At 67.5% G+C, this 14,249-nt stretch carries 17 protein-coding genes; 7 read left to right on the forward strand and 10 right to left on the reverse strand.

Annotation, left to right across the window (positions count from 1 at the left end; translation table 11 throughout):
• Nucleotides 1-40: 40 nt before the first annotated feature.
• The 9 genes from relB to purE all read right to left on the reverse strand — a co-directional run bounded on the left by relB (nucleotide 41) and on the right by purE (nucleotide 8,863).
• The gene (gene relB / locus FHR21_RS01765; RefSeq protein ID WP_184094690.1) at nucleotides 41-259 is read right to left on the reverse strand and encodes a type II toxin-antitoxin system RelB family antitoxin; all 219 of its coding nucleotides are present in this window, start codon (nucleotides 257-259) and stop codon (nucleotides 41-43) included.
• 71 nt (nucleotides 260-330) lie between these two features.
• Nucleotides 331-747: a DUF3035 domain-containing protein gene (locus FHR21_RS01770; RefSeq protein WP_184094692.1), complete on the reverse strand. Its 417-nt coding sequence runs from the start codon at nucleotides 745-747 to the stop codon at nucleotides 331-333.
• Between the two features lie 24 nt (nucleotides 748-771).
• Nucleotides 772-1,311 carry a signal peptidase II gene (gene lspA, locus FHR21_RS01775; protein WP_184094694.1) on the reverse strand — a complete coding sequence of 180 codons (540 nt, stop codon included), beginning with the start codon at nucleotides 1,309-1,311 and terminating at the stop codon, nucleotides 772-774.
• Nucleotides 1,308-4,400, reverse strand: coding sequence for an isoleucine--tRNA ligase (gene ileS, locus FHR21_RS01780; protein WP_184094696.1), 3,093 nt, complete (start codon nucleotides 4,398-4,400; stop codon nucleotides 1,308-1,310). The genes lspA and ileS overlap by 4 nt, the downstream gene beginning before the upstream one ends.
• A 149-nt stretch (nucleotides 4,401-4,549) precedes the next feature.
• Nucleotides 4,550-5,479: a bifunctional riboflavin kinase/FAD synthetase gene (locus FHR21_RS01785; protein WP_184094698.1), complete on the reverse strand. Its 930-nt coding sequence runs from the start codon at nucleotides 5,477-5,479 to the stop codon at nucleotides 4,550-4,552.
• Nucleotides 5,480-5,597: 118 nt separating this feature from the next.
• The gene (locus FHR21_RS01790; protein ID WP_184094700.1) at nucleotides 5,598-6,782 is read right to left on the reverse strand and encodes a dipeptidase; all 1,185 of its coding nucleotides are present in this window, start codon (nucleotides 6,780-6,782) and stop codon (nucleotides 5,598-5,600) included.
• Complete coding sequence (locus FHR21_RS01795; RefSeq protein ID WP_184094702.1) at nucleotides 6,782-7,291, reverse strand: dihydrofolate reductase; 510 nt, start codon at nucleotides 7,289-7,291, stop codon at nucleotides 6,782-6,784. The genes FHR21_RS01790 and FHR21_RS01795 overlap by 1 nt, the downstream gene beginning before the upstream one ends.
• Nucleotides 7,288-8,361, reverse strand: coding sequence for a 5-(carboxyamino)imidazole ribonucleotide synthase (locus FHR21_RS01800; RefSeq protein ID WP_276569232.1), 1,074 nt, complete (start codon nucleotides 8,359-8,361; stop codon nucleotides 7,288-7,290). The genes FHR21_RS01795 and FHR21_RS01800 overlap by 4 nt, the downstream gene beginning before the upstream one ends.
• Nucleotides 8,362-8,365: 4 nt before the next feature.
• Nucleotides 8,366-8,863 (reverse strand): 5-(carboxyamino)imidazole ribonucleotide mutase, encoded by a 498-nt coding sequence (gene purE, locus FHR21_RS01805; RefSeq protein ID WP_184094706.1) that lies wholly within the window; start codon nucleotides 8,861-8,863, stop codon nucleotides 8,366-8,368.
• Nucleotides 8,864-9,048: 185 nt separating this feature from the next.
• Here purE and FHR21_RS01810 point away from each other — a divergent pair, with 185 nt between their 5' ends.
• The 4 genes from FHR21_RS01810 to FHR21_RS01825 all read left to right on the forward strand — a co-directional run bounded on the left by FHR21_RS01810 (nucleotide 9,049) and on the right by FHR21_RS01825 (nucleotide 11,263).
• On the forward strand, nucleotides 9,049-9,693 hold the full coding sequence (locus FHR21_RS01810; RefSeq protein WP_184094708.1) for a GGDEF domain-containing protein: 645 nt from the start codon (nucleotides 9,049-9,051) through the stop codon (nucleotides 9,691-9,693).
• A gap of 81 nt (nucleotides 9,694-9,774) precedes the next feature.
• Nucleotides 9,775-10,101 (forward strand): hypothetical protein, encoded by a 327-nt coding sequence (locus FHR21_RS01815; protein WP_184094710.1) that lies wholly within the window; start codon nucleotides 9,775-9,777, stop codon nucleotides 10,099-10,101.
• A 14-nt stretch (nucleotides 10,102-10,115) separates the two neighbouring features.
• Nucleotides 10,116-10,679: a TMEM165/GDT1 family protein gene (locus tag FHR21_RS01820; RefSeq protein ID WP_184094712.1), complete on the forward strand. Its 564-nt coding sequence runs from the start codon at nucleotides 10,116-10,118 to the stop codon at nucleotides 10,677-10,679.
• Nucleotides 10,680-10,795: 116 nt separating this feature from the next.
• Entirely contained in the window at nucleotides 10,796-11,263 is a 468-nt protein-coding gene (locus FHR21_RS01825) for a Dps family protein (protein ID WP_184094714.1), read from the forward strand.
• A gap of 81 nt (nucleotides 11,264-11,344) precedes the next feature.
• Here FHR21_RS01825 and FHR21_RS21015 read toward each other — a convergent pair whose 3' ends face one another.
• Nucleotides 11,345-12,100, reverse strand: a complete 756-nt coding sequence (locus FHR21_RS21015) for a cold-shock protein (RefSeq protein ID WP_184094716.1) — start codon at nucleotides 12,098-12,100, stop codon at nucleotides 11,345-11,347.
• Between the two features lie 249 nt (nucleotides 12,101-12,349).
• Between FHR21_RS21015 and FHR21_RS01835 the strand changes: the two genes are divergently transcribed.
• Genes FHR21_RS01835 through FHR21_RS01845 form a run of 3 tightly spaced genes read left to right on the forward strand, consistent with a single transcriptional unit; the run spans nucleotide 12,350 to nucleotide 14,186 of the window.
• Nucleotides 12,350-12,967 (forward strand): ribonuclease D, encoded by a 618-nt coding sequence (locus tag FHR21_RS01835; RefSeq protein WP_184094718.1) that lies wholly within the window; start codon nucleotides 12,350-12,352, stop codon nucleotides 12,965-12,967.
• Nucleotides 12,967-13,605 carry an LPS export ABC transporter periplasmic protein LptC gene (gene lptC, locus FHR21_RS01840; RefSeq protein WP_184094720.1) on the forward strand — a complete coding sequence of 213 codons (639 nt, stop codon included), beginning with the start codon at nucleotides 12,967-12,969 and terminating at the stop codon, nucleotides 13,603-13,605. The genes FHR21_RS01835 and lptC overlap by 1 nt, the downstream gene beginning before the upstream one ends.
• Nucleotides 13,602-14,186, forward strand: a complete 585-nt coding sequence (locus FHR21_RS01845; protein ID WP_184094722.1) for an LptA/OstA family protein — start codon at nucleotides 13,602-13,604, stop codon at nucleotides 14,184-14,186. Before lptC ends, FHR21_RS01845 begins: the two co-directional genes overlap by 4 nt.
• Nucleotides 14,187-14,249: the final 63 nt, after the last annotated feature.

Below are 14,249 nucleotides of genomic sequence, written 5' to 3' on the forward strand. Positions count from 1 at the left end.
GGCGAGACCGTCGAACTGCTTGTCGACGCGCCTTGAAAACTCAATCTTCCAGACCAAGGCGCCGGATCACTTCTTCGATGGGAATATTCTGCGAAGGATCATAGTCCGCCAAGGCGGCTTCGAGCAACGCGATGTCCTCGAGTTCGTCGATATATTCTTCGATCGCCTTTCGCGCGAGTGCGGTCTTGGTGCGGCCCGATTTCTTCGCGGCGGCGGTCAGCCGCTCTTCGAGTTCCTTGTCGAGGCGAATGGCAAGCATGACGGCGCTCCTTCGCTATACATGTATAGCGAAGGCGGGTTTTCCGCAAGATCGGCAGGTTTGCGGGGCGCTCAGGTCCCCGGCACCGACGCCGAGGCGTCGCGGCCGTCGCCTTCGGGGGCGGCGAGGATGTCGCGGGTGGCGGTGCCCTTGTCGACGACATTGGTGTCGGGGCTGCCGACCTCGCTGCGGATGCCGGCGTCGGCGGTGGCGCCCTTTGCTTCATCGAGAATCTGCGTCTCGGTCGCGCTGCGCTGCGACGGGCCGCCGAAGAGCGCCTGCAGCGTCTGCTCGGCGGTCGAATCGGTGCCGGTGCGCGCGGCGCCGGGAGCCGGCGGGACGAGCGAGAAATCGGGCGGAACGACGAGCGGCGCCTGGCGCGACACCGCCATTTCGTCGGGGCGGTCGCGCTGGAACAGGCTGTTCGACCCGCAGGCCGACAGCGGCAGGACAAGGGCGGCGGCGAGGATGGCGGTCGTGCGATTCACTTGAAAACTCTCCTATACGCCCCGTTATTCGGTGGCGGGCGCGTCGTCGGACGCCGAGCCCGCTGCTGGCGCCTTTTCGCGCAAGAGCAGCGCGCGCGCAACCAGCAATAGCACCCCCAATGTGATGCAGGCGTCGGCGACGTTGAAGATCAGAAAGGGGCGAAAGGTGCCGAAATGCAGGTCGGCGAAATCGACGACGAAGCCATGGCGGATGCGGTCGAGGATGTTACCGATCGCGCCGCCGAGGATCATCGCGAGCGCGAGGACGTCGCCCTTCGCCTTTTCGCGCGTCATCCAGAAGGCGACCGCGACCGCGACCAGCGCGGTGACAGCGACGAGGGTCCAGCGCTGCGTGTCGTCGCAGCGCGCGAACATCGACAGCGAAATGCCGCAATTCTCGGCCCATTGCAGGTTGAAGATCGGCAGCAGCGCGATCCGGCCGTCGGGCTGGGTTTCGAGCGACAGCGGCCCGATGACGACCCATTTTGTGAGCTGATCGAGCAGGAAGGCGATCGCGGCGACGATCAGGCCGAAGCGCAGGTGCGGGGAGCGGGTGCCGGTCATTGTCCGTCCAATACCGTCTCGCAGCGATTGCACAAGCCGCCGTCCTCGGCGACCTCGGGAAGGTGGCGCCAGCAGCGGCCGCATTTGCGGTCGGTGGTGGGGGCGACCTTCGCGATCGCGGCCGCGGCCGGAACGTCGCCTGGATGGGCGTGATCGCCATGTGCGATTACCCGCGCCACAATGGCGACTTCGGTGAAGAGGCTTTCGTCGAACCACTCGTAATCATGGGCTTGCAAGCTTAGATCGACATCCGCTTCCAAGCTGGACCGGATGATTTTTTGACTGCGTAGCGGCTCGATGGCTTCGTTTACGATCAATCGAATGTCCCGCATCCGATTCCAGCGTTTCACCAACTCGTCATTCCCGCGAAGGCGGGAATCCATCTCCGACGGGTTTGAATTCGCATCGGCAGGTGATGGATTCCCGCCTTCGCGGGAATGACGATGCTGAATGAGGAGGGTGGGCCACTCCAGCAAATGCACGCTGCCCGCGCCCGGATAGCGCGTGCCCCATACCTCTTCGCTGGTGAAGACCAGCACCGGCGCCGCATAGCGGACGAGGGCGTGGAAGAGAGTGTCGAGGACGGTGCGATAAGCGGCGCGCTCGGCGGTCTGCGCCCCGGTCGCCGGATTGACGTCGCAGTAGAGGCGGTCCTTGCGGATGTCGAAATAGAAGGCCGAAAGGTCTTCATTGCAGAAATCGGCGAGGAGGCGCGTGTAGGCGTTGAAGTCGAAATCGTCGACCGCCGCCGCGAGCTTCGCGTCGAGGTCGGCGAGGAGCGCGAGCATATAGCGTTCGAGCTCGGGCATCGCGGCGACGTCGGTGACGCGCTCGGCCTCGGTGAAACCGTCGAGCGCGCCGAGCAGGTAGCGGAACGTGTTGCGCAGCTTGCGATACTGGTCGGCGACCCCAGCGAGGATTTCCTTGCCGATGCGGTGGTCCTCGGTGAAGTCGACCGACAGCGCCCACAGGCGGAGGATATCGGCGCCAGTGTCGCGCATCAGGTCGATGGGGCTGATCGTGTTGCCGAGCGACTTGGACATCTTCATGCCCTTGGCGTCCATGGTGAAGCCATGGGTCAGTACCGCCTTGTACGGCGCGCGGCCGCGGGTGCCGCAGCTTTCGAGCAAGCTCGACTGGAACCAGCCGCGATGCTGGTCGCTGCCTTCGAGGTAAAGGTCGGCGCTGTGGGTCGATCCGTCGCGGCGGATCAGTGCGGGCCATTTGCCGCTTTCGAGCACGAAGGCGTGGGTGCAGCCCGAATCGAACCAGACGTCGAGGATGTCGGTGATGCGCTCGTAATCGGCGGCGTCATAAGCGTCGCCCAGATACTCCTGCGCGCGCGCGTCGCTCCATGCGTCGACGCCGGCGGCCTTCACCGCGGCGACGATGCGGTCGTTGACCGCGGGGTCGATCAGATATTGCCCGGTCTTGCGATGGACGAACAGCGTGATCGGCACGCCCCACGCGCGCTGGCGGCTCAGCACCCAGTCGGGGCGGCCCTCGACCATCGACGAGATGCGGTTGCGGCCCTTGGCGGGGACGAAGCGCGTCTCGGCGATCGCGCGCATCGCGGTCTCGCGCAGCGTCTCGCCGTCGCCCTGATGGGCGCGGATCTCGGCCTCGGCGGCGCAGCGCGGGGTGTCATGGTCGACGACCTTGTCCATCGGCACGAACCACTGCGGGGTGCAGCGATAGATGACCTTCGCCTTCGAGCGCCAGCTATGCGGATAGCTGTGCTTGTAGTCGGCCGAGGCCGCGAGCAGCGCACCGGCTTCGCGCAGGTCCGAACAGATCGGGCCGTCAGGGGCGTTGAACTTGGGGTTGATGACGCTGCCCTGGCCGCCGAGCCATGCCCAGTCGGCGCGGTACTTGCCGTCGCCCTCGACCGCGAAGACGGGGTCGATGCCGTTCGCCTTGCACAGGTCGAAATCATCCTCGCCATGGTCGGGCGACATATGGACGAGGCCGGTGCCGCTGTCGGTGGTGACGAAATCGCCAGGGAGGAAGGGGCGCGGGCGGGCGTAGAATTCCAGCGCCCTTTCCCAATCCCTGTCATTCCCGCGAAAGCGGGAATCCACTGAGGAGTCGGCCGATGCCTGCTCTGGGTTCCCGCTTTCGCGGGAATGACGAAGATGGTTGTAGATCGGGTGGCGGGCGATGGTGCCGGCGAGGTCAGAGCCTTTGTAGATGCCCCGTTCAAGCGGTGCGGACGCCACTTGCAGACCCGTTCGGTTCAAGAAGGCAGTTACCAATTCGCTGGCGACCAAAACCTTGATTTCCTTGTCGCCGTCCAACGCGCGGAACAGCGAGTATTCTACCTCCGGTCCATACGCCAAAGCCTGGTTGACCGGGATCGTCCACGGGGTGGTCGTCCAGATCACCGCATGCGCGCCGACCAGCTCCTTGATCGGGCTCTCGACGATCTCGAACGCCACGTCGATCTGAGTCGAGGTAATGTCCTCATATTCGACCTCGGCCTCGGCGAGCGCGGTCTTTTCGACCGGCGACCACATCACCGGCTTGGCGCCGCGGTAGAGCTGGCCGCTTTCGGCGAATTTGAGCAGCTCGCGGACGATCGTCGCCTCGGCGTCGAAATCCATCGTCAGATAGGGATGGTCCCAGTCGCCGCCGATGCCGAGGCGCTTCAACTGTTCGCGCTGGACGTCGACCCAATGCTGGGCATAGGCGCGGCATTCGGCGCGGAATTCCTCGACCGGAACCTCGTCCTTGTTCAGCTTTTTCTTGCGATATTGCTCCTCGACCTTCCACTCGATGGGCAGGCCGTGGCAGTCCCAGCCGGGGACATAGGGCGCGTCCTTGCCCTTCAGCGTCTGGGTGCGGACGACCATGTCCTTCAGGATATGGTTGAGCGCGTGGCCGATGTGCATGTCGCCATTGGCATAGGGCGGGCCGTCGTGGAGGATGAACTGCGCGCGGTCCTTGCGGGCTTCGCGAATCTGGCCTTCGAGGTCGTTCTCGAGCCATTTGGCGAGAATCGCCGGCTCCTTCTGCGGCAGGCCGGCCTTCATCGGGAAGTCGGTTTTGGGCAGGAAGACGGTGTCGCGATAGTCAGGAGCGTCGGTCATGGTCGCGGCGCTTAGCGCAGTTTTGCGGGCGCGCAAAGAGACCGTCTCCAGTCCTTCGTCACCCCGGACTTGATCCGGGGTCCCGCTTTTCAAACATTGCCGAGCGGGACCCCGGATCAAGTCCGGGGTGACGAGGCTATTGGATGCAATTAGAGGTCGGCCAGCAGCGCCTTCGCCGCGTCGCAGTCCGCCGCGATCTGCGCCTTCAGCGCCTCCATAGTGTCGAATTTCGCCTCGCCGCGGAGGAAGGCGTGGAAGGCGACGTCGATCTCCTGCCCGTAGAGGTCGCCGGCGAAGTCGAAGAAATGCGGTTCGAGCAATTCCCTGGGCGGATCGAAGCTGGGGCGGATGCCGAGGTTGGCGGCGCCTTTGAGGATGCGGCCATCGGGAAGGTGGCCGGTCACCGCGTAGATGCCGTAGCGCGGGCGGAGATAGGCGCCCATGTCGAGGTTCGCGGTCGGAAAGCCCAGAAGGCGGCCGTTCTTGTCGCCGTGCTGGACGGTCCCGCGGACGGTGAAGGGGCGGGTGAGGAGGCGCGTCGCGGTCGCGCAGTCGCCGGCCTGGAGCGCCTCGCGGATGCGGCTCGACGAGATGGTCTCGCCGTCCTCGTCGACCGGGGCGACCATTTCGGTGAAGAAGCCGAGGCGGCGAGCGTGGTCGGCGAGGGTCACGACATCGCCGCCACGCCCCTTGCCGAAGACGAAGTCGGCGCCGGTGACGATCCCGGCGGCGCCGTAGCGATCCAGGAGGATGTCGGTGATGAAATCCTCGGCCCTGGTGCCCGCCATGGCGGCGTCGAAGGGGAGGACGAGCATCGCGTCGGCACCCGCGGCGCCGAACAGTTCCTGTCTTTGGTCGAGCGTGGTCAGGCGGAAGGGCGGCGCGTCGGGCTTGAAGAAGCGCACCGGGTGCGGGTCGAAGGTCGCGACGATGCACGGCCGCGCATCGTCCTTGGCATGATGGACCGCGCGGCCGACCACCGCCTGATGCCCGGCGTGGAAGCCATCGAAATTGCCGAGCGCGATGACGCCGCCGCGCAGGGGTTCGGCGATGCGGTCGTGGCCGTCGAGGCGGATCATGGTCGCCCTCTTTTCCGTTCGCCCTGAGCTTGTCGAAGGGCTGCCCTTGTCTTCAACGGGAGAAAGAAGAAGGACGGTGCTTCGACAAGCTCAGCACGAACGGATGGGAAGGATGGCGTCATGGGACAGTCGCCCTCATCGGAACGAGTCCCGCGCGCAGGACGCGGATCGCGTTGCCGCCCATCGCGGCGCGGATCTCGTCGTCGGTGAAGCCGGCGTCGATCAGCGCCTGCGTCACCTGCGCCAGATGCGCGGTGTCGAAGCGCACCGTCGTCGCGCCGTCATAGTCGCTGCCGAGCGCGACATGGTCGATGCCGACGAGGTCGCGGACATGCTTCATCGCCTTCGCGATGCTCGCGGGCGCGGTGTCGCAGACCGCGGCGTCCCAATAGCCGATGCCGACCAGGCCGCCGGTCGCGGCGACCCCGCGGATTTCGGCGTCGGTGAGGTTGCGGTTGACCTTGCACGTCGCCTGCACCCCTCCGTGGCTGGAGACCACCGGGCGGCGGGCCATCTTCAATATGTCGGCGACGCAGGCGTGGCTGCAATGGGCGACATCGACGATCATGCCCTTTGCCTCCATGCGCCGCACGACCTCGCGGCCCAGCGGGGTGAGGCCGCCCTTTTTCAAGCCGTGCATCGACCCGGCAAATTCATTGTCGAAGAAATGGGTGATGCCCGCCATGCGGAATCCGGCGGCGTACAGCTTGTCCAGATTGTCGATATTGCCTTCGAGGTCGTGCAGTCCCTCGACGCTCAGCATCGCGCCGACCGGCACGGCCTTGCCGCCGCGCCGCGCCGCGAGCAGGGCATCGAGGTCGACCGGATTGGCGACCGCGCGGAACTGGCCGTCCGATGCCCCGGCGGCTCGGTGCAGCTTTTCGGCGTGCCAGAGCGAACGCTCGAGCAGCGAATTCCACGTCCGCACCGGCTGGAGCTGGGCGATGACGAGGGCGGTGATATTGTCGGTGTCGCCGCTGTTCGAATCGTAATTCTGTCCCTTGGGCGACTTGGTCGTGCTCGACAATATCTGGAGCGCGACATTGCCGTCCTCGAGGCGCGGCAGGTCCATGTGGCCGCGGGTTCCGCGGTCGAGGAAATTGCGGCTCCACAGCAAGCTGTCGCTGTGGAGGTCGACGATGGTCAGCGTCTTGTGCAGCGCCTTCGCATGGTCGCTGACGACGAGCAGCGGCTTGCCGTCGATCTTGTTGGTCCCGCGCTCGATCATGCCGGGCGCGAGCAGGAAGAAGGCGGCGGCAAGCGCGATCAGCAGGACGAGGATGGCGAGAATCCAGCGACGCATCAGCGTGTCTCCCTGTCGGTTCTGCGGGCGAAGGTGACGAAGCTGTAGGCGGGGCGGCCGGCCTCGTCCGCCGGATGGTCCTCGCGCGCGATCTCACGCCACTCGGCGGGGTCGGGCGCGGCGATGACCGCGTCGCCGCTGGGTTCGAGCGCGACCTCGGTCAGTTCGATGCGGTCGGCGAAGGGAAGGAAGAGGCGGTAGATTTCGGCGCCCCCGATGACCATCGCCTGTGGCGCATTGGCAAGGCGCAGCGCCTCTTCGACGCTGTACGCGGGCTCGGCCTGTTCGTCCTGCCAGTCGGGGTCGCGGGTCAGGACGATGTGGCGACGCCCTTCGAGCAGCGCCGGCAGGCTGTCGAAGGTCCGGCGCCCCATGATCATCGGGCGGCCCATGGTGAGCTGCTTGAAACGGCGCAGGTCGGCGGGCAGGTGCCACGGCATCCTGCCGTCGGCGCCGATGACGCCGTTGGCGGCGCGGGCGAGGATCAGCGTGATCTCCGGGCGGTTCATGCGGGCTCGGTCCCGACCCAGGTGGCGTGGCCGAGCTTGCGGCCGGCGCGCACCTCTGCCTTGCCATAATGATGGAGGTGGCAGGCGCCGTCGGCGAGCAGCGCGGGCACGCCGTCGATGTCGCGGCCGATCAGGTTGCGCATGGTGACGGGGAGCCGCGGCGCGGCGGTGTCGCCGAGCGGCAGGCCGGCGACGGCGCGGATGTGATTTTCGAACTGGCTGGTCACGGCGCCCTCGATCGTCCAGTGGCCGCTGTTGTGGACGCGCGGCGCCATTTCGTTGAATACCGGGCCGTCGGCGGTGGCGAAGAATTCGCCGGTCAGCACGCCGACATAGTCGAGCGCCTCGGCGATCCGCTCCATCATCGCGCGCGCCTCCGCCTGCTGATCGCGAACGATGGGCGGCGGCGGCAGGGTCGAGGCGGCGAGGATGCCGTCCTGATGGACGTTGAGCGGCGAATCCCAGACGCGCGCCTCGCCGTCCGTCCCGCGCACGAGGATCACCGAAAATTCATGGTCGAAGGCGACGAAGCCTTCGAGGATCGCGGGGTGGCGGCCGATCGCGTCCCACGCCGCATCGGCGTCGGACGCGGCGGCCAGGCGCGCCTGGCCCTTGCCGTCATAGCCCATGCGCACGGTCTTGAGGATCGCGGGCGCCCCGATGCCGGCGAGCGCGGCGTCGAGGGCGGCGCGGTCGGGGACGGCGGCGAAGGGCGCGGTGCGGCCGCCGAGACCGGCGACGAAGCGTTTCTCGGCGAGGCGGTCCTGCGCGATCTCGAGCGCCGCGGCACCGGGGCGCACCGCGACATGCCCCGACAGGAAGCGCAGCGTGTCGACCGGCACATTCTCGAATTCCAGGGTGACGACGTCGCACGCCACGGCGAAGGCGGCGAGGCGCGGTTCGTCGTCCCAGGCCGCCTGGCTGTGCTGCGCGGCGACCTGCGCCGCGACGCTTTCGCGGTCGGGGGCATAGACATGCGTGCGATAGCCGAGCTGCGCCGCCGCGACGGCGAGCATCCGGCCGAGCTGGCCGCCGCCCAAAATGCCGATGGTCGATCCCGGAGCGAGCAAACGGTCAGCCCTCGCGAACGGGGATGGGAGCGACGCCATCGGTCTGCGCGGCGCGCCAGGCGTCGAGTTTCTGCGCCAATTCGGTGTCATGTCCCGCGAGCAGCGCGGCGGCGAACAGGCCGGCATTGGTCGCGCCTGCCTTGCCGATCGCGAAGGTCGCGACGGGGACGCCGCCGGGCATCTGGACGATCGAAAGCAGGCTGTCCATGCCGCTGAGCGCCGCCGACTGGACGGGCACGCCGAGCACGGGAACCCGCGTCATCGATGCGACCATGCCGGGCAAGTGCGCGGCGCCGCCCGCGCCCGCGATGATCGCCCGCAGCCCGCGCCCGACCGCGCTTTTCGCATAGTCGACCAGTCGGTCGGGGGTGCGATGGGCCGAGACGATCCGCACCTCGTGCGCGATGCCGAACTGTTCGAGGATCTGGACCGCGTGCGCCATCGTCGGCCAGTCCGACTGGCTGCCCATGATCACGCCCACCTGCGGCGCGCCGTCGCCCATTCGCAAACCCTCCTGTCCGGTGATTCCCACCGTGATCGTCCCCCTAAAGCCTGTTTCGCCCGGATGGAAGCCGCCTGATTCGCCGAGCGTTTACGGATTGGTATGGAGTCGTGGTTATCGTCGGTCGCCACACAGATCGTCGGCGTCGGGCCGGCGGCGTTTTGGGTACGCATCGGGGACGTCGAATGGACAGCATCGGGGGGGCACGGATCGCGGTCGATCAGATCGGCTTTGCGCCCATCGAACCGATCGAGGACCAGCTCCGCGCGCTGCGCCGCGAACGCGATGCGCTGCGCCGCGAGAATCGCGTGCTCAAGATCGCGGTCGCCGAGCTCGAGCGCGTGTCGGAGCGCGACACGCTGACCCCGCTGTTCAACCGCCGCTATTTCCTGACCGCGATCCATCAGCGCATCGCGCGCTTCGAGCGCCATGCCGAAAGCGCGGCGATCGTCTTCGCCGACCTCAACCAGCTCAAATATATCAACGACAGCTTCGGCCATGCGGCGGGCGATTTCGCGCTGCTCGAATTCGCCAACCGGCTGCTTGCCTCGATCCGCACCGGCGACGTCGCGGCGCGGATCGGCGGCGACGAGTTCGGACTGATCCTCGACCAGTCGAGCGAAGAGGGCGCGCGGGTGCAGGTCACGCGCCTGTGCGAGGTGCTGGGCGCGGCGCCGGTCGTCTATGACGGGCAGGCGATCCCCCTGTCGGCCTGCTTCGGGGTCGCGATGCTGGCGAAGGGGATGACCGAATCGGATATCCTCGCGGCGGCCGACCAGGATATGTACCGCTGCAAGCAGAAGCTCGGCACCCCGATGGGGCATAGATGAAAGCGCCGCCCTTCGTGGGTTTCGGCTAACCGTCCGTTAACCAAAAGCGCGCATGGTCGGACCCCAGACAGGGGGTGCCGCATGCCGATCAGCCATGACCCGTCCGAAGAGATACGTCACCGACTTGCCGGGCGCATCGACGCGCTCGCCGGAGCCTTGCCGCACACGGCGTTGACGCAGATCGTCCAGGGAATCGACGAAATCCGCTGCCTTGCCCGCGACCATGGCTTCGCCGCGGTCGAGATGCTGGCCAGCCGGCTCGAATCGACCGTCGCTACCGGAGGCTACCGCGCCGCGGTTCGCACCTATCTCGACGCGATGAGCGACGCCACGGGCGCGCCGCAGGGTCCGCTGCCCACCGCGATGCAGGAGGCGTGGCTCGCGTCGGTCGCGATGCGGCTGGGGTAGGAAGAGCCAGCCCGATGGACGCGATCATGGTGACATTGGTGGCGGTGCTGCTCGCCAATGCCGACGGGCGCAGCGGATGCTTTCTCGCGCGGCTGCTCGGCGCGCGGGCGGACCGGCGCGCGGTGGTCGCGGTCGCGCTCGGCAGCTTCGTCGTCAATGCGCTGCTCGCCGCGCTGCTCGGGGCGATCGCCAACCGGATGATCGGGCAGGGCATCGTCGCGCTGCTCGTCGGTTTCGCGCTGGTGACCGCGGCGGCGGCGCTGCTGTGGCGCGGGCGGCTGACGCTGGCCGACGAACAGGCGGTCACGGCGCCCTTGCCGCTGCTCGCGGGGCGGATGCTGCTGGTCCAGATCGGCGACCGCAGCCATTTCCTGATCGGCGCGCTGGCGGCGACGAGCGGCGCCGGGCTGTGGGCGGCGGCGGGCGGGGCGATCGGCTGGACCCTGGCGGCGTTGCCCTTCCTCGCCTTCGGTCCCGACCTCGCGGCGCGGCCCGCGGCGCGCGTGCTGCGCTGGGCGAGCGCCGCGATCCTGCTTCTGTGGGGACTCCGCAGCGGCCTGACCGCCTTTGGGTTATAGAGGAAATCTTGAAATCGGAACGCAGCCATCGATTTTTTCGATGAGGGCGACCAAGAGACTTCATGGGCGTTCGATCGGCATCCGGCCTATATCCGGATCGACGAAAGGAAATAGCCATGCCCGAGAAGAAAAGCTCCGAGAACAAGCCCGCCGTCGCCGACGCGCTCAACGCGCTGCTCGCCGACAGCTTCGCCCTCTACCTCAAGACCAAAAATTATCACTGGCATGTCGAGGGGCCGCGCTTTCGCGACCTGCACCTGCTGTTCGACGAACAGGCGGCGCAGATATTGGCGACGATCGACCCGATCGCCGAACGGGTGCGCAAGATCGGCGCGCCGACGCTGCGTTCGATCGGCGACATCGGCCGGCACCAGTCGATCAAGGACGACGACAAGGCCGGCGTCGGCGCCGATGCGATGATCGCCAACCTCGCCGCCGACAATGAAGCGCTGCTCGCGCAGCTCAAGGAGACGAAGGACGCCGCCGAAGCCGCGGGCGACATCGCGACGAGCGGCCTCGTCGACGGCTGGGCCGACGATACGGAGAAGCGGATCTGGTTCCTGAAGGCGACGCTGGGCGGTTGACGGTCCCGGCGGACGCGCTCGCGCAACGAAAAAGGGCGGCCCCGCGAGGCCGCCCTTTTTCTTTTCCGGTTCGCGCGCCGCTTATTCGCTGGCGGGCTGGAGGTTGACGGCGGCGAACTTGCCGCGATCGTCCACTTCGATGTCGAAGGAGAGGCGGTCGCCTTCTTCGAGGCCGGCGAGGCCGGCGCGCTGCACCGCAGTGACGTGGACGAAGGCGTCGGCCTGCCCGTCGTCGCGGGCGATGAAGCCGAAGCCCTTGGTCGTGTTGAAGAATTTGACCGTGCCCGAGGTGCGCTCGCCGGTCAGTTGGCGCCGGCCGCGCGCGCCGCCGGGGCGCTCGCCGCGATCGTCGCGCCGCGGCGCGAATTCCTCGATCGGCATCGGCTCGCCCTCGATCTTGAGGTCGATCGCCGACACCTTGCCGTTGCGCTCGACGAGGGTGAAGCCGAGCGGCTGACCCGAAGCGAGCCCCTGCAGCCCGGCCTGTTCGACCGCGCTGATGTGGACGAACACGTCTTCGCCGCCATCGTCGCGCGCGACGAAGCCGAAGCCCTTCGACGGGTTGAAGAATTTCACCGTGCCCTGGCCCTCGCCGACGACCTGCGCCGGCATGCCGCCACCGCGCCCGCCGCCGAAGCCGCCGCCACGGTCGCCGCCGCCGAAGCCGCCGCGATCACCGCCACCGAATCCGCCCCTGTCGCGGTCGCCGAATCCGCCGCGCGGTGGGCCGCCGAAGCTGTCGCCGCCGTAGGGGGCGGGTTCGAAGCTGTCGAAATTGCCGAAATCATCGCGCTTGCCGCGCCCGCGATGGCCACGGCGATCCTTGTTGAAACTCATTGCTTAGTCGTCGCTTTCGGTTCGTCCACGCCCTATTGAACCGGCTCCTTGCGCCGGACGGGGACGCAGTTCACCATGGGCACAGACTCGCCCCGTGCCACCAAGGGCGCAATACATAACCTATCCCCGGCTTTTCTGCGAACAGAAAATTCAAGGATGCTGTGGCGCTTTTGCCACGCTTTGGCTTGCTGCGGGCGCCCGCGAAAACCAGTCATTGAGCGGCCGGGCCGCTTCGCCTAAGGCACGCTGATGACCGTCCATTTCCACGAAGAAGACCTGCCCGAAGGCGTGCTGGCCCCGGGTCCGGTCGCCATCGACACCGAGACCATGGGGCTGAACCCGCTGCGCGACCGGCTGTGCCTGGTCCAGATCAGCGACGGCGGCGGCGACGAGCATCTCGTCCGCTTCGGTCCCGGCAGCGCCTATGACGCGCCGGTGCTCAAGGCGATCCTGACCGACCCCGCGCGGCTCAAGCTGTTCCATTTCGCGCGCTTCGACATCGCCGCGCTCCAGCACGCGCTCGGCGTCGTCACCGCGCCGGTCTATTGCACCAAGATCGCCTCGAAGCTGGTGCGCACCTATACCGACCGGCACGGGCTGAAGGAACTGGTGCGCGAATTGCTGGGGCAGGAGGTGTCGAAGCAGCAGCAGTCGAGCGACTGGGGCGCCGCGGTGCTGAGCGACGCGCAGCGCGACTATGCCGCGAGCGACGTGCGCTATCTGCACGCGATGAAGGCGGTGCTCGACGCCCGTCTGGCGCGCGAGGGGCGCACGGGGCTGGCCCAGGCCTGTTTCGATTTCCTGCCGACACGCGCGGCGCTCGACCTCGCGGGCTGGCCCGAGGTCGATATCTTCGCGCATAGCTGATGTCCGAACGCGCCGACCTCGACCGCACGATGCGCCAGCTATGGGCGGCCAGCGGGTCGCGCCACGACCGCGTCGTGCGCCTTCTGCGCGTCGGGCTGCCGCTGGTGATCGGGGTCATCGCCGCGGTGCTGATCTTCTCTCCCTTTACCCAGCGCTCCGAGATCAGCTTTCTGCTCGCCAAGGACAAGGTCGAGGTGGCGAAGGAGCGGATGCGGGTGACGCGCGCCGAATATCGCGGCCAGGACACGAAAGGCCGGCCCTTCGCGCTGGTCGCGGGCAGCGCGGTGCAGCAGTCGAGCGCCGAGCCGATCGTGCGGATGACCGACCTGTCGGGTGCGATCAGCCTGACCGACGGCCCGGCGACGATCGCCGCCGAACATGCGCAATATAATATGGACAGCGAGACGGTCACGGTGCCCGGCACGGTGCTGGTCAAGGGGGCCGACGGGTACAGCATCGATGCGCAGGGGGTTGCGGTCGACCTGAAGACGCGCAGCCTGACCGGCGACGGGGGAGTCGCGGGGACATTGAACATCGGCCGCTTTTCGGCCAACGCGCTCTATGCCGATCTCGACGAGCGGATCGTGCGCCTGTCGGGCAATGCGCGGCTGCGGATCAACCAGGGAGTCCTCCGATGAATCGCCCCCTCCTGTTCGGCTGGCGCAGCCTGGCGCTCGCGGGCGCGAGCTTCGCGCTGACCAGCGTCGCGATCCTGTCGGCCGGCGGCGGCGCCCCGGCGCAGGCGCAGGCGCTCGCGAATCACGACAGCAGCGCACCGGTCGACATGGCGGCCGACCGCATCGAGGTGCAGGATCGCGCCGACCGCGTCATCGTGTCGGGCGATGTCCGGGTGACGCAGGCGGGAATGACCCTGACCGCGCAGCGCATGACCATCGCCTATACCCGCGCCGGCGGCACCGACATCAACCGGCTCGACGCCTCGGGCGGGGTCACGGTGACCAAGGGCAATGAAGTCGCAAAGGGCAATGTCGCCATTTACGACCTCAATCGGCGGCTGATCACCATGGTCGGCAATGTCGAACTGCGTCAGGGCGCGAATCGCCTGTCGGGCGGGCGGATGCTGATCGACCTCAATTCGGGGCGAGCGACCGTCGACGGCCGCGGCGCCGCGCGCGGACCCGACGGCAATGTCGTGCCGGGCGGAACCAGTGGCCGGGTGACCGGCACCTTCACCGTGCCGAAGCGAACGACGCAGTAACCCTGTTCCTTCACGAACCGGCAGGCATGGCCGGCGAAGGTCGGCGCGAGGGGGCAGGCCATC

This window comes from Sphingopyxis panaciterrulae, assembly GCF_014199295.1.
GTDB classification, from domain to species: Bacteria; Pseudomonadota; Alphaproteobacteria; order Sphingomonadales; family Sphingomonadaceae; genus Sphingopyxis; species Sphingopyxis panaciterrulae.

What these genes read in the sequence shown, in the direction of transcription:
- relB (WP_184094690.1), bottom strand. Translation starts at nt 259, where the DNA reads ATGCTTGCCATTCGCCTCGACAAGGAACTCGAAGAGCGGCTGACCGCC.
- lspA (WP_184094694.1), bottom strand. Translation starts at nt 1,311, where the DNA reads ATGACCGGCACCCGCTCCCCGCACCTGCGCTTCGGCCTGATCGTCGCC.
- ileS (WP_184094696.1), bottom strand. Translation starts at nt 4,400, where the DNA reads ATGACCGACGCTCCTGACTATCGCGACACCGTCTTCCTGCCCAAAACC.
- FHR21_RS01785 (WP_184094698.1), bottom strand. Translation starts at nt 5,479, where the DNA reads ATGATCCGCCTCGACGGCCACGACCGCATCGCCGAACCCCTGCGCGGC.
- FHR21_RS01790 (WP_184094700.1), bottom strand. Translation starts at nt 6,782, where the DNA reads ATGCGTCGCTGGATTCTCGCCATCCTCGTCCTGCTGATCGCGCTTGCC.
- FHR21_RS01795 (WP_184094702.1), bottom strand. Translation starts at nt 7,291, where the DNA reads ATGAACCGCCCGGAGATCACGCTGATCCTCGCCCGCGCCGCCAACGGC.
- purE (WP_184094706.1), bottom strand. Translation starts at nt 8,863, where the DNA reads ATGGGCGACGGCGCGCCGCAGGTGGGCGTGATCATGGGCAGCCAGTCG.
- FHR21_RS01810 (WP_184094708.1), top strand. Translation starts at nt 9,049, where the DNA reads ATGGACAGCATCGGGGGGGCACGGATCGCGGTCGATCAGATCGGCTTT.
- FHR21_RS01815 (WP_184094710.1), top strand. Translation starts at nt 9,775, where the DNA reads ATGCCGATCAGCCATGACCCGTCCGAAGAGATACGTCACCGACTTGCC.
- FHR21_RS01820 (WP_184094712.1), top strand. Translation starts at nt 10,116, where the DNA reads ATGGACGCGATCATGGTGACATTGGTGGCGGTGCTGCTCGCCAATGCC.
- FHR21_RS01825 (WP_184094714.1), top strand. Translation starts at nt 10,796, where the DNA reads ATGCCCGAGAAGAAAAGCTCCGAGAACAAGCCCGCCGTCGCCGACGCG.
- FHR21_RS21015 (WP_184094716.1), bottom strand. Translation starts at nt 12,100, where the DNA reads ATGAGTTTCAACAAGGATCGCCGTGGCCATCGCGGGCGCGGCAAGCGC.
- FHR21_RS01835 (WP_184094718.1), top strand. Translation starts at nt 12,350, where the DNA reads ATGACCGTCCATTTCCACGAAGAAGACCTGCCCGAAGGCGTGCTGGCC.
- lptC (WP_184094720.1), top strand. Translation starts at nt 12,967, where the DNA reads ATGTCCGAACGCGCCGACCTCGACCGCACGATGCGCCAGCTATGGGCG.
- FHR21_RS01845 (WP_184094722.1), top strand. Translation starts at nt 13,602, where the DNA reads ATGAATCGCCCCCTCCTGTTCGGCTGGCGCAGCCTGGCGCTCGCGGGC.